This is a genomic window from Prevotella sp. P5-92 (assembly GCF_002251245.1).
Lineage (GTDB): Bacteria > Bacteroidota > Bacteroidia > Bacteroidales > Bacteroidaceae > Prevotella.
Genome location: NZ_NPJG01000069.1, coordinates 1 through 16,845, shown reverse-complemented (window position 1 = coordinate 16,845; position 16,845 = coordinate 1). Strand labels below are relative to the sequence as shown.

Annotated in this window: 14 protein-coding genes and 2 pseudogenes; 6 read left to right on the top strand and 10 right to left on the bottom strand. The window is 47.1% G+C overall.

Features of this window, described 5'->3' with window-relative positions; genetic code table 11:
• The first annotated feature begins 262 nt into the window (after positions 1 to 262).
• The 3 genes and pseudogenes from CIK99_RS07270 to CIK99_RS07260 all read left to right on the top strand — a co-directional run bounded on the left by CIK99_RS07270 (position 263) and on the right by CIK99_RS07260 (position 3,941).
• Entirely contained in the window at positions 263 to 1,645 is a 1,383-nt protein-coding gene (locus CIK99_RS07270; protein WP_094380912.1) for a TolC family protein, read from the top strand.
• Position 1,646: 1 nt separating this feature from the next.
• Positions 1,647 to 2,319: pseudogene (locus tag CIK99_RS07265) on the top strand (HlyD family secretion protein).
• Complete coding sequence (locus CIK99_RS07260) at positions 2,319 to 3,941, top strand: hypothetical protein (RefSeq protein WP_094380875.1); 1,623 nt, start codon at positions 2,319 to 2,321, stop codon at positions 3,939 to 3,941. Before CIK99_RS07265 ends, CIK99_RS07260 begins: the two are co-directional and overlap by 1 nt.
• Positions 3,942 to 4,064: 123 nt before the next feature.
• On the opposite strand, the gene CIK99_RS07255 is transcribed toward CIK99_RS07260, so the two are convergent.
• The 3 genes from CIK99_RS07255 to CIK99_RS07245 are packed head-to-tail and all read right to left on the bottom strand — an operon-like array spanning position 4,065 to position 6,715.
• A complete protein-coding gene (locus tag CIK99_RS07255; RefSeq protein ID WP_094380874.1) occupies positions 4,065 to 4,823 on the bottom strand; it encodes a 4Fe-4S binding protein in 759 nt (252 codons plus the stop codon).
• Positions 4,824 to 4,838: 15 nt separating this feature from the next.
• A complete protein-coding gene (locus CIK99_RS07250; protein ID WP_094380873.1) occupies positions 4,839 to 5,873 on the bottom strand; it encodes an alcohol dehydrogenase in 1,035 nt (344 codons plus the stop codon).
• The gene (locus CIK99_RS07245) at positions 5,852 to 6,715 is read right to left on the bottom strand and encodes an AraC family transcriptional regulator (protein WP_094380872.1); all 864 of its coding nucleotides are present in this window, start codon (positions 6,713 to 6,715) and stop codon (positions 5,852 to 5,854) included. Before CIK99_RS07245 ends, CIK99_RS07250 begins: the two co-directional genes overlap by 22 nt.
• A 113-nt stretch (positions 6,716 to 6,828) precedes the next feature.
• Here CIK99_RS07245 and CIK99_RS07240 point away from each other — a divergent pair, with 113 nt between their 5' ends.
• Positions 6,829 to 7,332, top strand: a complete 504-nt coding sequence (locus CIK99_RS07240; RefSeq protein WP_094380871.1) for an acyltransferase — start codon at positions 6,829 to 6,831, stop codon at positions 7,330 to 7,332.
• A 24-nt stretch (positions 7,333 to 7,356) separates the two neighbouring features.
• Positions 7,357 to 8,511, top strand: a complete 1,155-nt coding sequence (locus CIK99_RS07235; RefSeq protein ID WP_094380870.1) for a sugar MFS transporter — start codon at positions 7,357 to 7,359, stop codon at positions 8,509 to 8,511.
• An 81-nt stretch (positions 8,512 to 8,592) separates the two neighbouring features.
• Here the strand turns inward: CIK99_RS07235 and CIK99_RS07230 are convergent, their stop codons facing one another.
• From CIK99_RS07230 to CIK99_RS07195, 7 genes and pseudogenes are all read right to left on the bottom strand, one after another.
• A complete protein-coding gene (locus CIK99_RS07230; protein WP_094380869.1) occupies positions 8,593 to 8,928 on the bottom strand; it encodes a PAS domain-containing protein in 336 nt (111 codons plus the stop codon).
• Between the two features lie 14 nt (positions 8,929 to 8,942).
• Entirely contained in the window at positions 8,943 to 9,671 is a 729-nt protein-coding gene (locus CIK99_RS07225; RefSeq protein WP_094380868.1) for a YitT family protein, read from the bottom strand.
• Positions 9,672 to 9,675: 4 nt separating this feature from the next.
• Positions 9,676 to 10,239: a DapH/DapD/GlmU-related protein gene (locus CIK99_RS07220; protein WP_094380867.1), complete on the bottom strand. Its 564-nt coding sequence runs from the start codon at positions 10,237 to 10,239 to the stop codon at positions 9,676 to 9,678.
• A gap of 562 nt (positions 10,240 to 10,801) precedes the next feature.
• Positions 10,802 to 11,209 (bottom strand): pyridoxamine 5'-phosphate oxidase family protein, encoded by a 408-nt coding sequence (locus CIK99_RS07210; protein ID WP_094380865.1) that lies wholly within the window; start codon positions 11,207 to 11,209, stop codon positions 10,802 to 10,804.
• 286 nt (positions 11,210 to 11,495) lie between these two features.
• Positions 11,496 to 11,792: pseudogene (locus tag CIK99_RS07205) on the bottom strand (recombinase family protein); the annotation flags it as partial.
• 326 nt (positions 11,793 to 12,118) lie between these two features.
• Positions 12,119 to 14,401, bottom strand: a complete 2,283-nt coding sequence (locus CIK99_RS07200; RefSeq protein WP_094380864.1) for a DEAD/DEAH box helicase — start codon at positions 14,399 to 14,401, stop codon at positions 12,119 to 12,121.
• A gap of 100 nt (positions 14,402 to 14,501) precedes the next feature.
• Positions 14,502 to 15,569, bottom strand: a complete 1,068-nt coding sequence (locus tag CIK99_RS07195) for a hypothetical protein (RefSeq protein ID WP_094380863.1) — start codon at positions 15,567 to 15,569, stop codon at positions 14,502 to 14,504.
• Between the two features lie 766 nt (positions 15,570 to 16,335).
• On the opposite strand from CIK99_RS07195, the gene CIK99_RS07190 reads away from it, so the two are divergent.
• The coding region (locus CIK99_RS07190) for a tyrosine-type recombinase/integrase (RefSeq protein WP_158215934.1) at positions 16,336 to 16,845 on the top strand (510 nt) is incomplete at its 3' end.

Here is a 16,845-nt window from a genome sequence, read left to right as displayed (position 1 = left end):
AAAGCGTTGTATAAAATGCGAATTTTCTGTAGATTATTTGAAATTGTCCAAAAAAAATTGTAATTTTGCAGCCGATTTTGGATTTCGCAATTAATAGTGCTCGAAATTCTTCTCCTGATTTTTTCCCTAATCAGAGAGGTCTGTAGCGCATTGCGGCAAACGCAAGGTTTGTCCGAGCCATCAAGGTTCATTATTCGTATTTCCGAGGGAAGGAATTTATTTTTGACGAATAATGAATCATAAGAATACATTTATCTTATTAATGAACAATCACAAGTTTCTTTGTGCTCTGGCTGTCACGATGATGGTCGGGGCAAAATGCTGTGTGCCTGTGTGTGCACAGCAAAGGATGAGTCTTCTGTCGCTATTTGACTTGGCTGACCAGCAGAGTCAGCGCATCAAGGTCAGCGAAGAGGCACTGAAGGCGGCAGAAGAAGGGGTGGCATCGGCGAAAACTGCTTTGCTGCCGAGTGTTGAATTCAGCGTGCAAGGTTCCTATACGGGCAATGCTTTCCTGCTGTCACGAGGTTTTTCTGCCAGTGGCACAACGGAGTACATTGTTCCTGGACTTGTTCCTCAGCAAGTGCCGAACGGCAAGCAGCCGACACCGCATTGGGGCAACAGCTTCACGGTTCAGGCAAGTCAGGTAATCTACGCTGGTGGTGCTATCCGCTCGGGCATCGAGATAGCAAAATTGGGGCATCAGTTGGCAGAACTTGACGTGGAGAAGAATCGTCAGGAGGTGCGCTTTCTGCTTACCGGCTATTACCTTGACCTCTACAAGTTGCAGAACCAGTCGCAGGTGATAGCAAAGAACATTGAACTGACGGAGAAAGTTATCTCACAAATGAAGGATCGCCGAGAACAAGGTACGGTGCTGAAGAACGACATTACTCGATACGAACTGCAACTGCAGAGCCTCGTTCTTACCAAGACGCAAGTGGATGATGCGCAAAAAATTATCCGACATCAGATAGCCACAACTATCCACCTGCCCCAGGGAGAGGATTTTGAGCTTGATGCTCAGTCGCTTGAAAAAGAAGGTATGGCACTCAAAGCACTCACTTCAGAGGAGTCATGGCAGCAGACAGCGATGGAGAACAACATAGACATCCGTCAGGCTACGCTTGCCACCACCATGTCCGAACAGATGGTCAAGAACACCCGTGCCGCCTCGCTGCCATCCGTAGCTGTTGTTGCAGAAAACAACTTGTCGGGTCCTTACACCAACGACCTGATTCCTAAGAACGCCAACGTCAATGTGTGGTTTGTTGGCATTGGGGTGAAGTACAATCTTTCAAGCCTTTGGAAGAACAAGCACAACATTCGCAAGGCACGTCATGAAAATACCCAAGCACATGAGAGAGTGCAGTTAGCTCGCGAAGGCATGGAGAATGCCGTTCAGGCAAACTACACCAATCTGCTGACAAGTTCGGTAGAGGTGAGCACACAGGAGAAGCAGGTGGAGCTTGCCGATCAGAACTATTCCGTGGTCAAGAACCGTTACGACAACGACCTTGCGCTCCTCACCGACATGCTCGATGCCTCAAACATGAAGCTATCTGCAGACATGGCTCTGGTAAATGCACGCATCAATATGCTTTACAACTATTTCAAACTAAAATACATAACAAATACGCTTTAATATGAATAAGAACAAGATTTCAACCTATATTTATAATACTATCGTAATACTCTGTATAATCTGTGGTGCAGTGTATGCAGCAAGTCAGTTTATGCATTTCGGTGGTGGTGAAGTGACCGATAACGCTCGTGTGTGTCAGAACATTGTGCCTCAGAACTGCCGCGTGCAAGGTTTCATTCGCGAGGTACGCTTTACGGAGTTTCAAGAGGTAAAGAAGGGTGACACGCTTGTCATCATCGAAGATGCGGAGTTCCGTCTTCGACTGGCTCAGGCAGAGGCAGATCTTACCCGTGCCATACACGGTTCTCAGGGTACGGCAAGCAGTATCTCATGAAGGTCAGTTGGTTAACCCAGGGCAGACAATGGTAAGCATTGTTGACAAGAACGAGAAATGGGTGGAGGCGAACTATCAGGAGTCGCAGATGCCGAACATTAAGGTTGGCAACAAGGTTCGATTTACTGCCGACGCCGTTCCAGGTGTTGAATATACTGGTGTGGTTGTGCGTATTTCGGATGCTACTGGAAGTGCGTTCTCGCTGATTCCAATTGACAATGCGACGGGCAATTTCGTCAAGGTGGAACAACGTGTGAAGATACGTGTGAAGATAGATGCCTGCGATGAACTGAAACAGCTGCATGGCGGTTATAATGTTGTTTGTAAAGTGGAAGAGTAATGGGACGACTGACAGAGTTTCTGATGAAGGCACCACCGCCACCACACGGCATGGGCTTCAGCATGCCCATGATGAAAGGATGGGTGCCTCGCAGGTTGCAGCCGTGGATATACGTCCTTACGGCGCTGTGCTTCCAGTTCTCGGGAGGTGTCTATCTGGGTGCTCTTGATGAGATTCGTGGCACTACGAACTTCATGATTGAGGACGTCATGTTTCTGCTCTATGCCACGCTGGCAGGTATGGCGGTGTGGTTCCCTATGCTGTTCAGGATGAAGTTCCGCTTCACTAATCAGCAGCTCTTGTGTACCTCAGCCATCGTCATTGGCATCTGCAACATCATCACCATGTACAGTCATTCGATGCCAGTGTTGGTCGTAGCATGTTTCATCGCAGGCATTGCCAAGATACAAGGCACCTTCGAGTGTATGAGCAACATACAGCTATGGATTACGCCCAAGCGCGACTTCGCTGTGTTTTTCCCTGTCCTCCACATCCTCCTTCTCACCGCAATCGAAGGTGGTGGATGGCTTGCAGCTTGGATGGGACACCACTTCAAATGGGAGATGATGCACGTCTTTACCGTAGCTACAATGATGTTTGTGTTGCTTACCCAGATGGTGCTGTGCCGTCCTTTCTGCCCTATGCCCAACAGATTTTCGTTGAAAGGAACCGACTGGCAGGGCGCATTGCTCATCTGCGTGACGATGCTCCTCGTCTCTTACATCTTTGTCTATGGCGATTACTACAGATGGTTCGCCAGCCGGCATATAAGGATGGTAGGTGCTTTTACCCTCATCCTTGCGGGACTTACTCTCCACCGACTGATTCACAACCGATACCCTTACGTTGAACTGAAACTGCTGAAGTGTAGAAACGTAGTGCCGATACTCATCGTTATCACCTTGGCAGAACTGGCATTCGGGGCCGAGCACACACTCGAGGAGATACTCTACACCGAGGTCATCGGACTTGAAGAACTGACCAAGGAATGCCAGTACCTATGGGTATTGCCGGGAATGTTTCTTGGTATCGCGCTCGACCTGTACTGGCTGAAGCTACAGAAGTGGAAGGTATGGAAACTAATTGGCATTGCCTTTCTATCCATCTTTGCATACGCATTGCTCATGTACACAACGCTGGGTATGGGGGTAAACATTGAGCAATACCGACTGGCAATTATGCTTCGTGGCTTTGGCTATGGCATCCTTGCACCAACGCTGATGTGGGCACTGGAAGAGTCGGTATCGAGTCTCGAACAGTTTTTCATGGGACTGTTCGTGTTCAACATTGTTCACATGTATCTCGGAGGTGCTATGGGTTATGGTTTTTACACCACCATCTTCTCCCATTTCCTCAGCGAGGACATGGTACACTACGGTCGCCAGTTGACACTCACCAAGCTCGACCTCTCGCATTTCAACTTCGGTGAGTTTATGGGCGGCGACTACCTTCACTCCATGATGCTTGTGGCGATAAAGCAGGTCTATGGCTACGTAATCTGGTTCTCCCTGTTCCTCGCATCCATCTTCCTTTTGTGTGACATACCTGCAGTAAGAACAAACATACGCAAAGTTCCGCGTTGGCCTGTATATGCAATAGAATATCTGGCAGGAAGACGATAATAAGTGGAATAACAAAGGTTCATCCAACATTTCGAGTGATTTTTTTTTATGTTTATTTCATCTCTCGTAGCAGATGCCTTTTGGCTGAAAGTGGATGATAGAGTTAGCGTCTGCCTGTCATCGTTATATGTACAGCTCATTGTCCTTTCTGGTGGCACAGACTTTTTTCAGACCCTGTGTTGCCAGAAAGTTCATAATCATTCCAATACCTCTCGCCCCTGTAGGACATACCGACACGCATTTCATGCAGGATATACACTTGGCAGAGTCAACCGTTTTAGGGTCAGAGAGTGGAATGGCATCTGCCGGACATTGCTTGGCGCAAACGCCACAACGGTTGCATCCGCGTCTGCCTTTGGGGTGGGGCACCATGCCACCTTTCTTGTAAGGTCGATTGCCAGGCACCTGCGGCATCGTGCAGTCATCACGTTCTGCCTTGCGTATGATGTCAGCACCGAATTGTCGGAGCGTCTGCTCATCATCGTCATCGGGTCTGCCTTTGCCGTATTTTCTGATGATACTGTGTTCGGCTACGGCAGCAACTGCGGCAATAACACGGAAGCCTATCTCTGTGGCCACGTCCTGCATTTCCAACAGAGCATCATCGTAGGCTCGATTGCCGAAGACGGCTACCACAACACATTTTGCACCATTGGGCTTCACCATCCGCAATCGTTCCACAGCCAATGCCGGCACACGTCCTGCAAAGACAGGCATGGCAATGATCGCCAAGTCGTCTTCTTGGATATGGGGCAGTTGGATGTCAGCGGCCTTGACGCACAAGTCTGTCACTACACTCTCTACTCCCATGCCGTGGCATAGGATTTCGCTCACTCTCCGTGTCCCTCCTGTGGGACTGAATATGATTTGATGTATCTTCATCTTTTCTTGATCGGTTTATTGAGTTATAGCCACTTTGATAACTCCTTCTCGCTTCTGCTCAAAGATTTCGTAGGCTTCTGCTATCCTCTCCAATGGGAAACGGTGCGTGATAAGCGGTGTGGTGTCAATCTTGCCCTCCTTGATGAGTTGCAGGATCTCTTCACAGTCACAGCCATCCACACCTCCTGTCTTAAAGGTAAGGTTCTTGCCGTACATTTGTGGGAGTGGAAGCATCTGAGCTTCATCATATAGGGCTACAATGGTTACGATGGCATTCGGACGGGCACATTGCCATGCAAGTTGGAAAGTGTCCTTACCACCTGCCACTTCCAGCACTCGGTCTGCACCTACATGGTCGCTGTGCTGCATGACGAAGTCAGAGCATTCCTCTGGTGTCGTCAGCAGTACATCGGGGTAGTGCGCTTTGACGAAAGCCCGACGTTCAGCTGATTGCTCACAGACAATGATGCACTTGGGGTTCTTCAGCATCACACAAATAAGGGTGCAGATACCTGTAGGACCAGCTCCGATAATCAGCACGGTGTCATCCGTAGAGATTTCGCTGATGCGTGCCGCCCAAAAACCTGTAGCCAGTACGTCACCCACAAACAATGCTTGTTCGTCTGAAACACCATCGGGGATATGGTTCAGTCCCTGCTGTGCCAATGGTACACGAACATATTCCGTCTGACCGCCATCGATGCGGCAGCCAAGTGCCCAACCGCCATGTGGTGAGGTACAGTTGTTTACGTAGCCATTCTTGCAGTAGAAGCATTCTCCGCAGAAGGTTTCCACGTTCACCGTCACTCTGTCACCTGGCTTTACGGCAGTCACCTCAGAACCGACTTGCTCAACGATTCCCACCATTTCATGACCAACGGTTATTCCTGGCACAGCACGAGGTACACTGCCATGCTTGATATGGAGATCACTTGTGCAGATGCTTCCCAAAGTCACCTTGACGATGGCATCTGTAGGTTCGATGAGCGTTGGCTTTGCTTTTTCAAGCAATGCGAACTTTCCTTTTTCTATGTATGTGTATGCTTGCATGTTTCTATTTTTCTTCGTTTTATATCTGAAGGTGCAGTATTAAAAGCCTTCTTAAAGAGCTTGTCAAAATAGGCTAGGTCATTGAACCCACATTGCCAACATACTGCTGAGATACTGTTATTGGTGTTTGAGAGCAGATGATGTGCAACCTTCAGGCGATACTCATTCAGGAAGTTTATGTATGTCTTGCCTGTCTGCTTGCGGAAGAAGGTACAGAAAGCAGAGCGGTTCATGCCTACGTGCTTGGCTATTTCGTCGATAGTTATTTGTCGGGCATAGTTGCAACAGGTATAAGCCGTAATCTCCTGCAAGCGCGATTCTGCCTGTGTAAGCTGCACATTACCAATTCGCTCTGCGTTGCTGTGTAGTGAGTTGGCTACCATAACGATAACTTCCATCAAGCGCGAACCTGGATTTCCATCCTTTTCTCTTACGAGAGCATAAAGTGCCTTGATAAGCTTTTCGTTCTGGCTTGAATCAAACTGAAGCGATTGCTTCTGACTTTGAAATCTAACTACTACATCTTTCCAATCGGGGAAAATGGCGGACAACTGTATCATCAGTTCCGTTGTCCACATCAGCGTGATGCTCTCTATATTTCCTTCTTCATCGGTAAAAGAGGGATTAAAGAACCACCCATGATCGATATTCGGCGCAACGAGCACGAAATCTCCTTCTTCAAAATTTGTTGTCTCACCTCCGATGATACGCTCACCACGCCCTTTCACGACATAACTCAGTTCCCATGAGTTACGACGGTGCAACCCAATCTGTTTGTCGGGCTTCAGTCGTGAGTGAAATATGCTCCACGATTGTTCTATTTCTGTAGTCAAAGTATTCATAATGCAAAATTAACGATAATTCTTCATGCGTGCAAATATTATTATATTATTTGTTATGATATTACAAATATTATCAAATATAATGCAGTAATTTTGCACAAAAATACTAATTTATGACTAGTTATCTATCATCAAAGCCAAGATACGAGATACTCGACGGGCTTCGTGGCGTAGCAGCTGTCATGGTGCTCGTCTATCATATCTGTGAACCACATTGGGGACAGACAACCCAACCTGTAGCTCATGGTTATCTCGCCGTTGATTTCTTCTTTGTACTCTCGGGTTTCGTCATTGGTTATGCCTATGATGACCGATGGAGCAATGGCCTCTCGCTAAAGGAGTTTTTGAAACGTCGCATCACGCGTCTGCACCCTATGGTCATTCTGAGTGCCATGATCAACCTTGTGTGCATGGCGTTCCTTATGGGAGGTATTATCTTTCCCGATGTGTCGTGGGGCATCGTACTTCTTGCTTGGGTGCTGAGTATGCTGATGATTCCAGGACTTGGCGGTCAGGTGTTCCTGATAAGTGGTACGCAGTGGACGCTCTTCTATGAATATCTTGCAAATAAGTTCTATGACCTGCCCGTTAGAAAGTGGCTTAAGAAAAACTGGTAGGCATCACTAATCTCCTTTTACGCAATGGCAGTACTGTTTCTTCTCGTTATCTACATCGCTTTTATTGGTTTAGGCTTGCCGGATTCTCTCTTTGGCACAGCATGGCCAGCTGTTTATTATGACATGGGATTGCCGTTCTCATTCGGCAGCTTTGTCACGCTTATCACTTCATGTGGCACTGTCTTCTCCAGTTTCAGGAGCGACAGCCTTATTAAACGATGGGGAACGTATCGTGTGACGCTCTATAGCACGGCACTTACTGCCATTGGCATCTTCGGAATGGCTTGCTCTGGCAACTTCCTCTTCTTCTGCCTCTGCGCCTTGCCGCTTGGTTTAGGTGCAGGAGCCATCGACAGTGCATTAAACAGCTATGTGTCACTTCATTACACCGCTGCAAAGATGAACTTCCTTCATTGCTTCTATGGATTGGGAGTCACACTGAGTCCTTTGCTGCTGTCTGTTGTTCTGCAAGGAGAATACGGCTGGCGAGGTGGTTATAACCTCGTCTTTCTTCTTCAGGCAATCATCACTGCTATAATACTCTTTTCTTCACCCCTTTGGAAAAGAAACGGAAATGAAGAAATGACAGAAGAACATTATAACACACTATCTCTGCGCGAGGTAATCAGGCTTAAAGGCATCATACCCATGCTGACATTATTCTTTGGCTCCGTTGCGCTTGAAATGTCGTGCGGAGCATGGAGTGCCACGTATCTTGTAGAATCAGAAGGTCTTGTTGCAGCTGATGCCTCAGCCATCATCATGTTCTATTTCCTCGGCATTGCATTGGGCAGATTCCTTTCTGGAATACTGTCTTTGAAATGGCACGGATGGACAGTAGTACGATGCAGCATGTGGGTGCTGCTCGCAGCTCTTTTGCTACTCATTTTCTCTACTCATATCTGGATCACAACCGCAGCACTGATGCTTATCGGCATAGGGAACGGACCGATGTTCCCAAGTTTCAGCTACCTGACCCCTGAGAATTTCGGTCGCGAGAACTCCCTTTCAGCCATGGGCTTACAGATTGCCATTGCCAATGTTTCATTGATGCTCATGCCTGTGCTGTGTGGCTTCATGGCGCAACAATTCTCTATGAGCATCTTCCCTTATTTCCTCGCTGGATGCTTCCTCTTGATGGTTGTAGCATTTAGGATGCGTCCATCTATCAAGAATTGACTATTGCCTTGACGAAAGCATTGTTCTGTTTACTAACGCGTAATGTCGTAAGTTCCGAAGCCGGGTAAAGGAGTCTTCGTTTTATTCTTTGTCTCTATTGAATACCGGCATCTCATCGGGCAGGTCAATAGCTAATTCTATCAATCCTGCAACATTGCCATCTTCATCATACCATGGTGTCTGGTGAAGAAGCTTATGTTTTCCGTGACGGATAATCTGATAGGTGTTGCTTTCGCCAGATTCAATCATGTAGCGAATCATAGCACCAGCTTTCTCGCCATGACAATTATAAAGATTCTTGCCAACCACATCGCCATCACGATCAATGGCACGTTTGTTCTGATAGAGTACTATTCCCTCTTTATCGCATACTGTTGCTGCGATGTTAGGGACGTTTTCGAGATAGTCAAAAGTCATGATTTGATGCGTTATTAATGTTTTATATAGCGAGCCAACCCATAGACATAGCGACGGAATCCTGGTTTGTAGGCAAGGATGCGGTCAAACCATCCGAGATATTTGGCGGCAAATCTAACGACTACGCCCACATACACCATGGCGAATAGTGTGCCAACGCCTACTATCTGCCATTGCCATGAGCCGAGCAGAAGAAAGCATAGGATAACGGCAAGGATGACGAGTGATGTGTCAACCCATATCTTTGCCTTCGGAAACTCAAGCCCTGTAACCTTATGGATAGCAATCGTAATACCTTCACCAGGCATCGTTACGGAACCACATTTAACCTCCATAGCAATGCCGATGCCAAGGATGGTACAGCCGGCAATCTGTACTAAGACGTTAATCCAAAGCGCATCGGACAGAAGCCACTGTGTCAGATACATGTTCAAGTCAATGAGCATACCGAAGAAACATCCGATAACGAGCTGGAACAGCTGTACCCACTCAAAGTTTCTTCTTAGTATCAGTATCTGTGCCACAACGAAGACGGCATTCATCACTATGGTATAGGTACCGATAGTCCAATCTGGTACTGCGTCAATAAAATCGCCGGCACTCGCCATAACGTACGGTATGGTCGAGATCACGCTGCTGCCAAGTTGACTCCTGACGCAAACGGCTACTCCAAGCGTCATTACATAAAGCGAAATGAGAAGCAGAAAGTGCTGCCAGATGAATGAAATAATCTTATCTTTCATTTTTCTAAACCTTCTTTATGAACTTAGCCGGTACACCACCCACAACTGTTCTTGCTTCTACATCTTTTGTTACAACTGCTCCTGCTGCAACAACGGCTCCTTCACCGATGGTGACACCAGGACAGATGGTTACGTTTGCTCCAAGCCACACCTTATTTTCAATGCGAATTGGCTTGAATGTCATGTCGCCACGATGCTCTGGATCGGGATTGTGATTGATAGTACAGAGTGTTGCATTGTGTCCTATAAGACAATCATTGCCGATGAAGATGCCTCCTTGATCCTGGAACTTACAACCGCTATTGATGAATACTCGCTCGCCGATATGGGTATTCTTTCCACAATCGGTATTGAAAGGTGGAAACATGCCGAATGTCTCTGGTACGTCAATGTCCCAAAGGTCGGAGAACAACTTTCTAAGCTCCTCTGGCGTGTGGTACTTATTATTTATCTCCATGGTAATGCGAATAGCCTCTTGTGCCATCTGGTGCATGAAGAGGTGTGGTTCGCTACCGTTCTCGACAGGGTTCCCTGCTGCTATGTAATCTCTATATTCTTGTACTGTCATATCTATTCAAAAGCAATTATGGCGCATGTTCCGCGCTCGCATTTCAGTTCGATGTAATATTTGTTATCATCCACATAAACGAGGGGAGTGAGTTCTTCGCCTCGACCTTTCGCTACCTCCGATGATTTGGGAATACAGTTTTTTTAATGACACGTACTCTTTTTGCTCCATGAGCCAGCATGAGAAGAGTAAAACCGATGCCAATTATATAATGTAATAGTCCGATATGTGTGTTTGCACCCCATATCCCAATAAGGGCAATTCCGGAAAGCATGGTGACCAAGCATGCGACAGAAAGCATGCTTGTCATAGGCTGTTTTTTGAAGATGGTGTTTCGACGTAAAGCCTTGAACCAAGTCCGATGAGTGTGAACGTGATAGGCAAGCAATACAGAAAACGAAACAGCTATGACAGAATGAACTACTGCCCAAATCTCCCATATCTGGTGGTTGTCTCCATGTCCGGCTGTGTGCAAACATATGCCAGACAGAATCGTAAATAGTCCGAGCGGATATAGTCCGCAATCAATCTTGAATATTATCTTCATTGTATCTTTTATGCCTTAAAACTTAAAATGTACGGGTCTTGCAAACTCCTCTCTATTCTCCAGTCCTTTTACATGGCCGAGGTTGGTCATCCATCCGTCGATGTCCTTCAGATAGAACACCTTGAAGATGGGATTGTCACGCATGGTCTTGTATAGCGCATTCACGATGGCACTCTTGTCGATGATGGCATCCCTGATGTCCTGCCTTTCCTCGAAAACTGCCTCTGCCGAGAAACGAATCCAAGGAGTCTGCATCTCATCCTTTTCCAGTTTGCAGCCACAGAGTTCCACAAAGGGATTGGCTTGCAGTTCTGCAAAGACCTCCTTCTTGGAGTTGGTGCAGAACCATAGTTTCCCATCCTCCAACACCATATACTGCATCGGACGAACCTTCGGCTTGCCGTCCAACCCTATTGTCGCCATTATTTGTGCAATTATGTTATTTTCTTTCCAATTATCTTACAATACTGCCCTGCAAATGTTAAAGTCGAGAAGAATTCAATGAAAAACCTTTGTTATTTCAAAGAATCTTCGTACCTTTGCAGCGCTCATCTATAGATAGAATGAGTTTCGAGACCCGGTTGCCATTGATGCAATTCGGGTCTTGCGCTTTTTATATCGGTGTCGGCAAGGGATGACCGTCATGCACCATGTGGGTGCTTTCATCACAGTAGATATTGAACGTCTTATTCATCGTATATGTTTTTGTTTATTCTTTATTCCTTTTCTTCAGCGGTCCACTATGCGGCCCTCGGTTCAGCGTCACACCATGCTTGTTGAGTATGCGAAACACGGAACTTCGGCTTGTGAAACCGCTGATGGCAAAAATGTCATCAATGCTGTGATCTTCGTTGTACATGTTCACAATGTTCTTCTCACGTTCCAGCTTCGACAGTGCCTTATCCGTCTTCTTTGGCGGTCGGATATTCTGTTGCAGATGAATGATGTGCGCCGATGCCTTGCGCAGCTCGGCACACTCCTCAGACAGTGATCCGAACATCCGCATTCCCAAGACGTGCGAAACGGTCGGCAAAAAACACCGTACCCCTACCGCATTTCTTAAGTGACTTTAATATCTTATTCTCAATACTTTCCATTCTTAATAATGAATATTTTATTCACGAATATCTTATAATTTCCTGAAACGTGATGCAAAGTTACACTGCCTTTCCCAATTCGCCAAACAAAAATTCAAAAATGTGCGTATTTCTCTACAAAATGGCTCCTATTTACCCTCTGAATGCCACAAAACAGCAAAAAAAGGACGAGCCATCGACCCGTCCTTTCTTCTCCGTCTTGTTCTAAAGTAAAAAAATAGGGGAGAAAAAATACCTAATAATCGTTTACCTCCCTCTTTATCCGTTTCTTCTCAACCTCCTTGCCGTATTTGTTGATAATCATCATCTGCACATCAATAGTCAGGGGCCTCTTTTGGGAGTCCTCCACCATCATAGGTTCATTGACCACAAACATCTGGAAATCGCCGCTGCGCTTCCTTATCCACAATGCCTTGCCATCCTTGTTTCTTTTCAGGTAAAGCTTGTTGCCGATGGTGCAGATGCCGTCGTCAGCCCTAATCTCCCAGTTGTGATAGGCAATGAACCGCTCTTCGTGAATGTTCATGATATACACCAAGTCGCCGTCATACACCAACTTCACAAAGCCTCTGTAACGCACTACGGGACGATGATGATAGACAAATCCCGTGTTCCCGTCAAACCAACACTCCCTATCTACTATCCGATAGAACTCACCATCCTTCTCCGCCTGCCCTCCATCCAGACACCATGCTCCCGTTGTAGCGTCAACATGAACGAAACAGTTTCTCCTGCTTTCCCACACCTTCGCCTTCCATTCTTCCAGCCTTTTGTCACACAGCACCATGAAAGCGTTCTTGCCTCCAGCTTCTTCCTTGCTGACCAAGGGCGAGTCAAGGTCTTGCTGGAAGAACGTCTTGCCCTTCTCGTCCTTATACACCCTCATGCCGCCAGCCATCACCTCCTGCAGCTCATACACCTTGTCGGGTTCGTACAACGACACATAGCGTTTCATCCATCCGAAGCCGTCGCCTACCTGGGTCTCCAAAGCCTTTCTGTTGATGCCACTCTTTCCGTCAACCCATTTCGACCGTATGCGTGGATAGAACGTCAGACCGTCATCGGTCATCATCTCCACGCCCTTGAAGTCAACAGCAACGGGATTCCTCTCGAATGTGATGCCAGTCAGTGTGTCAACCCACACCCATACCTTTTTTCGCTTTCCGCTCAACAACACGTCCTTCTTCTTCCTTTCAAATCCCGCCCTGCCAAGTCTTTTAAACCTCGCTGCCATTCCTTCATGCCCCACAATCTTTACCAAAGCTGCATCCCCTTCTTTCCTGAAAGAGCCACTGTTATGGTTAAGGTCAAAGCCAAGGTTGTTTAGTTCTTTCATCCTTTCATCCTTTAATCCTCCGAAGTACACCCCCCAGTTTCTCTCTCCCGAAGGCAACCCGAACATCCTGTACAGCCCCACATTGTCGATAATCGTGCAGCACTCCTTCCCCTCATGCGCTCTCAATCCACGTCCCACCATCTGTAGGTACTTGGCCAACGAGAGGGTAGGACGTGCCATCTGTATGAACTCCACATCCGGGCAGTCAAATCCCTCCGAGAACAAATCCACGCTGACGAGTACCTGAATCCCCCCTGTCGAGCTTTTGAATCGTTCCACTATCGCTTTGCGTTCTTCTTTAGGAGTCTTCGAACTTATAGCATAAGCAACTACCCCTTGCTCCCTATAATATTCAGCGATATGCTCCGCATGGGTAATATCTATCGCATATACAATGCCCTTCATGTCGCAGACAAACCGCTCAAACGACTCGAATAGTCTTTCGATACAAGGCACCACATCCAATGTCTCATGCAGCTCCTTCATCTGGAAGTCACCGTCAGCCCCTCGCTTCTTCAGGTTGTCGATGAGTTTCTGCTCATCGCTTTCCGGTCGGATAGAGTAGTAGTCATAAGCCGACAGCCACCCCTCGGCAATGAACCGCTTCACGGTCCACGAGTCAACCAGCATGTCAAACAGGTCGGTGAATCCCTCGCCAGAGAGGCGATACGGCGTAGCCGTCAGTCCCAGGAATCTCGCCTCAGGCCATGCGTCCCACAACTGCCTGTAGGTCTGGGCCACAGCATGATGCGCTTCGTCAATGATGATAAAAGAAGGGTAGAGGGTAGAGGTTAGAGCATTTAGCTGAGAACTTATAGTTTGTATAGACGCTACCATGACCGGCTTTATCTCTTCTGCTTTCTTGCCTCTGGCAATAAACCCATAGTCAATGTCATATCGCGTCAAGTGTTCTCCCATCTGCTCTATCAACTCGATACGGTGTGCGACGATCAGCACCCTACACCTCTCAGCACAGGAGGTGCCGTTTCCCGCAGCATCATTATCCCCGTTACCATAGGAGTTGCAGTGTCCCACTGCATAGGAGTTAAGATACTGCCGTACCATTTCCGCCAATACCACAGTCTTTCCCGTTCCCGTAGGCATCTGCATCATCACACTCCTGTGCTTCTCAAACGCCTCCCTTACTCGTGAGCATATCTCAATCTGATAATCTCTCAGCATATTCAATCATTATTCAATAATCAAAAACTTGCGTAGCTTGATGAACACCACTGATAAATATATAATGTGTGAATAATCATCAATCAATAATCATAAATCATCAATCATCAATCCCCCTTAACCTTTTAACCACCTTTTTCCCTTTCACCACCGTCAGCTCCACCGTTCCGTCAGGCCGTATCTCCACCCTCTCATATCTTGGCTCTATCTCCACCTTGCCATCAATGGCAATCACGCCCCAGATGCCAGGGCATGACTCCACGGCACAATACTTCCCCACGGGCGTAAGTATGTTGCGGTACATTGGAGGAACCACCATTCGTCCGTTGCTCCTCAGTCCCCATTTGCCGCCAATGCGGATTGGCTCGACAATGGTCATGGCTTTCATCTCTTTCTCGCGTGTTCTCTCTTCCTCCCTTTTAGCCGCAGCTTCCTTCTCGATATACCTGTCAACAGCTTCCCGCTTGATGTCGTTCAGCGTAAGGGTCATCACAGCTCGCTCGGCTTCATTCCTCATGTAGCCCAACTCCCGCCTTGTCACCTTGCCCGTCCTCTCGTCCATCCAGACATAGGTGTGCAGTCCATTCTCATCCATCACCAGGACGGAGTCATCCTTATACACCCTCAACAGCCAATAAACCTTGCTGTCATCGTTCTTCAACAGGCACACTTCAAAAACGCCATACCACCGAAAGACATCGTTGAGGCTTTCATCGTCTGTTATGTCGAAGCAAGTCAGTGGCAGGTACAGTCCATTGGGGCTTGCCGCAATGAGGTCAGGCTTCCGCTCCACCATATAGCACTTCCGCGTTCTGGTACACAGGAAACCTCCGACATACAGCAGCTCAAATTCCTTTCGATGCAGGATCTGCGGCATACTGCCATACATCTGCCCCGATTTCATATCGACATAGAAGACAGACCGCAGATAACCTTCATCGTCACTCGGCGCATTCTTCAATGTGGGGTTAGCCAGTATCTCCGCAACGCCGAACTTCAGTTTCAGAAAGTCATGCTCCGCAAATTCTATATGCCGACATTTATCAATCTGGTAGATGACTTCTCCGTGCTCATCCACCACACCGACATTCCCCGACTCGAAGTGCACACACTTCAGTCCGTCCTCCCGGGCATCAAATATCTCAGCAATCCCGTTCCCCTCAGGCATGTCTTTATCTTAAATTTTATTTCTTATACACAACAAAATCCACATTTTCTTCATTTTTGTTGTGTATAAGAAATAAATATAATAACCTCGGCAGCTTCGTGCCGGAGAAATAGATTTTGTATGCACCCGTCCAAACCAGCGTGTTTACGTTCAGGTAGCATGGCTCATTGACAGCGACTCCACTTTCAAGCGTGAGTTCGGAGCGTTGCAATCCATAGGCGATGCCTATCCCAAATATGTCATCTCCGCCACCCCCATGCTACGCACTGCCAATCATGATGGAATCAAACATATCCATCTTCGCAAGTTCCTTTCTGAAGGATTTTGATGTCTCTTTTTGGGGTTCACTTCAATATACTCACGTCAGTTACGAACTCAACTTTCGGAAGTTATTTTAAACCACAGAGTATAAGAGATATAGAGTATTTATACAAATCTCTTTTTCTCTTCATCTCTGTGGTTCAAATAAAACCCTTATACATAGAGTATTATCACATGCGAAACTCAAGTCATTAATACTTCATCGAAAGTAATCATTCATCAGTCATCAATTGTGTTAATTATTCATAAGCAATCGAATATTTTCAGGCGTTGCACTAATTTTTCACTGCGGTGAAAAAAGCTAAAGTCCTGCGGCTTATAACCTTCCACTACAATATTTCACACTTATTTTACGTTTCTCTAAAAGGTGAAGGGAGATGACGGACCTCTTTCACAACCCCGTCATTAATCCCCTCCACCACAAATAACCATGCCCAATACAACATTGGACAAGGCGATCGCGACTGTACCCAAATTCAGGGACCGCATTTCGCTTTTTACTAAAAAGCTGCGTCTGGCACAATATGCAGACGGCAGTATCTATGACTATCGCCTGAAAATTGCTCAGGCAGTGTTGTTTTTCAATAAGTTGCCAGAGGAGTTCACCCAGACGGACATCGACTACTATCTGTCGACACTCCTGGACAAAAACCGTTGCAGCCTGTCGTTCTTCAAACACATGATTTTCGGATTGCAGGCCTACTACAAGGTGATGGGGCTTAAGCAACCTGGAGGTCTCGTACTCCCTCCCGTGCGCAAGCCGAAGAGGTTGCCGCGAGTGCTCTCCCAAGAACAGATTGCTCGTCTTATCCGCAACTGCTCCCTGTACGACAAGACCCTGCTTGCCATCATCTACGACTGCGCCCTCAGGGTCGGCGAGGCATGCCGCCTCAGATGGGACGACATCTGCTTTGACCGCAAGAAGCTGTTCGTCTTCCAAGGCAAGGGGCGTAAA

Excerpts from the sequence above, each read along its gene's own strand:
- CIK99_RS07225 (WP_094380868.1), bottom strand. The coding sequence starts at position 9,671 with ATGAAAGATAAGATTATTTCATTCATCTGGCAGCACTTTCTGCTTCTC.
- CIK99_RS07245 (WP_094380872.1), bottom strand. The coding sequence starts at position 6,715 with ATGAATACTTTGACTACAGAAATAGAACAATCGTGGAGCATATTTCAC.
- CIK99_RS07270 (WP_094380912.1), top strand. The coding sequence starts at position 263 with ATGAACAATCACAAGTTTCTTTGTGCTCTGGCTGTCACGATGATGGTC.
- CIK99_RS07220 (WP_094380867.1), bottom strand. The coding sequence starts at position 10,239 with ATGACAGTACAAGAATATAGAGATTACATAGCAGCAGGGAACCCTGTC.
- CIK99_RS07255 (WP_094380874.1), bottom strand. The coding sequence starts at position 4,823 with ATGAAGATACATCAAATCATATTCAGTCCCACAGGAGGGACACGGAGA.
- CIK99_RS07235 (WP_094380870.1), top strand. The coding sequence starts at position 7,357 with ATGGCAGTACTGTTTCTTCTCGTTATCTACATCGCTTTTATTGGTTTA.
- CIK99_RS07260 (WP_094380875.1), top strand. The coding sequence starts at position 2,319 with ATGGGACGACTGACAGAGTTTCTGATGAAGGCACCACCGCCACCACAC.
- CIK99_RS07240 (WP_094380871.1), top strand. The coding sequence starts at position 6,829 with ATGACTAGTTATCTATCATCAAAGCCAAGATACGAGATACTCGACGGG.
- CIK99_RS07195 (WP_094380863.1), bottom strand. The coding sequence starts at position 15,569 with ATGCCTGAGGGGAACGGGATTGCTGAGATATTTGATGCCCGGGAGGAC.
- CIK99_RS07230 (WP_094380869.1), bottom strand. The coding sequence starts at position 8,928 with ATGACTTTTGACTATCTCGAAAACGTCCCTAACATCGCAGCAACAGTA.
- CIK99_RS07250 (WP_094380873.1), bottom strand. The coding sequence starts at position 5,873 with ATGCAAGCATACACATACATAGAAAAAGGAAAGTTCGCATTGCTTGAA.
- CIK99_RS07210 (WP_094380865.1), bottom strand. The coding sequence starts at position 11,209 with ATGGCGACAATAGGGTTGGACGGCAAGCCGAAGGTTCGTCCGATGCAG.
- CIK99_RS07200 (WP_094380864.1), bottom strand. The coding sequence starts at position 14,401 with ATGCTGAGAGATTATCAGATTGAGATATGCTCACGAGTAAGGGAGGCG.